At 25.4% G+C, this 2,355-nt stretch carries 3 protein-coding genes and 1 pseudogene; all 4 read left to right on the forward strand.

What is annotated here, in order from left to right:
- Window positions 1–1,079, forward strand: a 1,079-nt coding sequence (locus tag H6F62_RS20240; protein ID WP_190372832.1) for an Eco57I restriction-modification methylase domain-containing protein, incomplete at its 5' end; no start/stop codon positions are given.
- A 187-nt stretch (window positions 1,080–1,266) separates the two neighbouring features.
- A complete protein-coding gene (locus H6F62_RS20245) occupies window positions 1,267–1,533 on the forward strand; it encodes a hypothetical protein (protein ID WP_190372833.1) in 267 nt (88 codons plus the stop codon).
- Entirely contained in the window at window positions 1,524–1,937 is a 414-nt protein-coding gene (locus H6F62_RS20250) for a type II toxin-antitoxin system VapC family toxin (RefSeq protein ID WP_190372834.1), read from the forward strand. Before H6F62_RS20245 ends, H6F62_RS20250 begins: the two co-directional genes overlap by 10 nt.
- Window positions 1,938–1,983: 46 nt before the next feature.
- Window positions 1,984–2,355 (forward strand): annotated as a pseudogene (locus H6F62_RS20255) (hypothetical protein); the annotation flags it as partial.

A 2,355-nucleotide genomic window follows, 5' to 3' on the forward strand; every position in this document is an offset into this window, starting at 1 on the left:
ATGGTATTATTAGTCGTGGGGGTTTTGATGTGATTATTGGTAATCCTCCTTATGTGGAATATAGTAAGGTCAAAAAGGATTATGAAATTAAAGGTTATCAAACAGAAAAATGTGGTAATTTGTATGGTTTTGTTATTGAAAGAAACAATCAATTTTTACAAATTTTAGGTATAACAGGTATGATTATACCTCATTCAGCAATTTGTACTGATAGAATGGAAGAATTACAATGTCAAATGAATAATAAGTCAACTTTATGGATATCAAGTTTTTGTATTCGTCCTGCTAAATTATTTGATGGAGTTGATCAAAGATTAGCAATTTATATAATGAGAATTAAATCTAATACAAATAATACTTATTCATCAAAATATCATCATTGGTATCATGAATTAAGACCAAATTTATTGAAGATATTGGAATATATTGATATTTCTCAAATTAAATTTACTAATTCTTTTGCTAAATTGCACTGTTATATAGAGAATAGTATTTGGGGAAAAATAGCACATTTTAGTAGTTTAAATAAATTTCTGTATAAAGAAAAAGAAGAGGTTATTTATTTTCATAATGCTCCTCGTTATTGGATAAGAGCTATGAATTTTATTCCCTATTTTTGGAATGAAAAGGAAGGAAATAAAATATCATCACAGGTTAAACCAATATATTTAAAAACAGAATTAGATAGTTTAACTGTAGTAGCTATTTTAAATAGTTCTTTATTTTATTGGTGGTTTATTATTTTATCTGATTGTCGTCATTTAAACATGAGAGAAATAGAAAATTTCCCTGTAGGTTTAGATAAAATGTCTACAGATATTAAAAACCAACTGATAACATTAACAGATAAATTAATGAAAGATTTCCAGAAAAATTCATTTCGCAAAGAAGCATCATACAAAACCACTGGTAAAGTAATTTATGATGAGTATTATCCCAAATTATCCAAACCTATCATAGATGAAATAGATAAAATATTAGCAGAACATTATGGACTTACAGAAGCAGAATTAGACTTTATCATCAACTATGATATAAAATATCGCATGGGTAAAGAACTAGAAGAAGAGGATAATTGATAATTAATATAACCTTTCCTAGTATAATAAAGTACAAAATTATCTGCGTTTATCTGCGTTTATCTGCGTTCAACTCATACTTGTATAAAATTACTAGTAAAGTAATTTACAAACAATTAGGAGATAAAGATAATTAACAATTGATAAAAGTGTTATAATATGCAAATTAACAACAGGAGTAAACTTTATGACTGTAAAAGAACTTATTCAAGCAGAAATTGACAAAATACCAGAAGAAGAACTGAATAACCTTTATCAGTGGATAAAAGAGTTTACAGATAAAATAAATCATGTAAAAAATGGAATTATATCATCCCCAGAAAAACATCTCTCTAATTCTTACCCTTATCATGATTTAGATTATCTTGCGGGAACATGGAGTGAAGAAGATGAAATTGAATTTTTACTTAATACTAAACAATTTAATGAAATAGATCAAAAATTATGGCTATAAAATCAATTTTAATAGATACAAATGCTTATACTGCTTTTAAACGTCATCAAAATGAAGCAGTTGAAATAATTGAAAATGTAGATATTATTGCCATAAATACAATCATTATAGGAGAATTATTAGGAGGTTTTGCTTTAGGAAATAAACAAGAAACTAACTGTTATGAATTAGAAAAATTTTTAGAATCTAGTAGAATAAAAATATTTCCTATAGATGAAAAAACATCAGAATATTATGCTATAATTTACCATCAATTAAGAAAAAAAGGTAAACCTATACCGACTAATGATATTTGGATTGCAGCTACAGCAATTCAACATGATTTAATCTTATTTACTTATGATAGTGATTTTCAACATATAGAAAATTTAAAATTAGGTAGTTGTTTAGCAGATTTTATTTAGGACTAGCGAATAAAGTTTTAAAAACATCTCAGCATAATTAAAAGTGATGACAATTAAAGAGATAATTAACACAAAAAATAATAAAATATTAATAGATAAAATCACTAAGAAATTTTATGATCAATTCAAAAAGGAATATAAAACATTTTTAGATTTTATTAACGGTATTCCCGTGAAATGTGATCAAGAATGGTACGCTTCCTTAATGCTGAACCGTTTAATGTTCATTTACTTTATTCAACGTAAAGGTTTTTTAAATAATGATTTAGATTATTTGAGAACCAAATTAAATCAATGTCAAGAAAACAAAGAAAATAATCAGTTTTATTCATTTTATCGTTATTTCCTGCTAAAATTATTTCATCAAGGTTTAGGAAATCAAAACAGAAATACCGAATTAGAAGCACTTTTAGGAAAA

It is taken from the genome of Anabaena sp. FACHB-1391, from assembly GCF_014696755.1.
GTDB lineage: Bacteria > Cyanobacteriota > Cyanobacteriia > Cyanobacteriales > Nostocaceae > Dolichospermum > Dolichospermum planctonicum.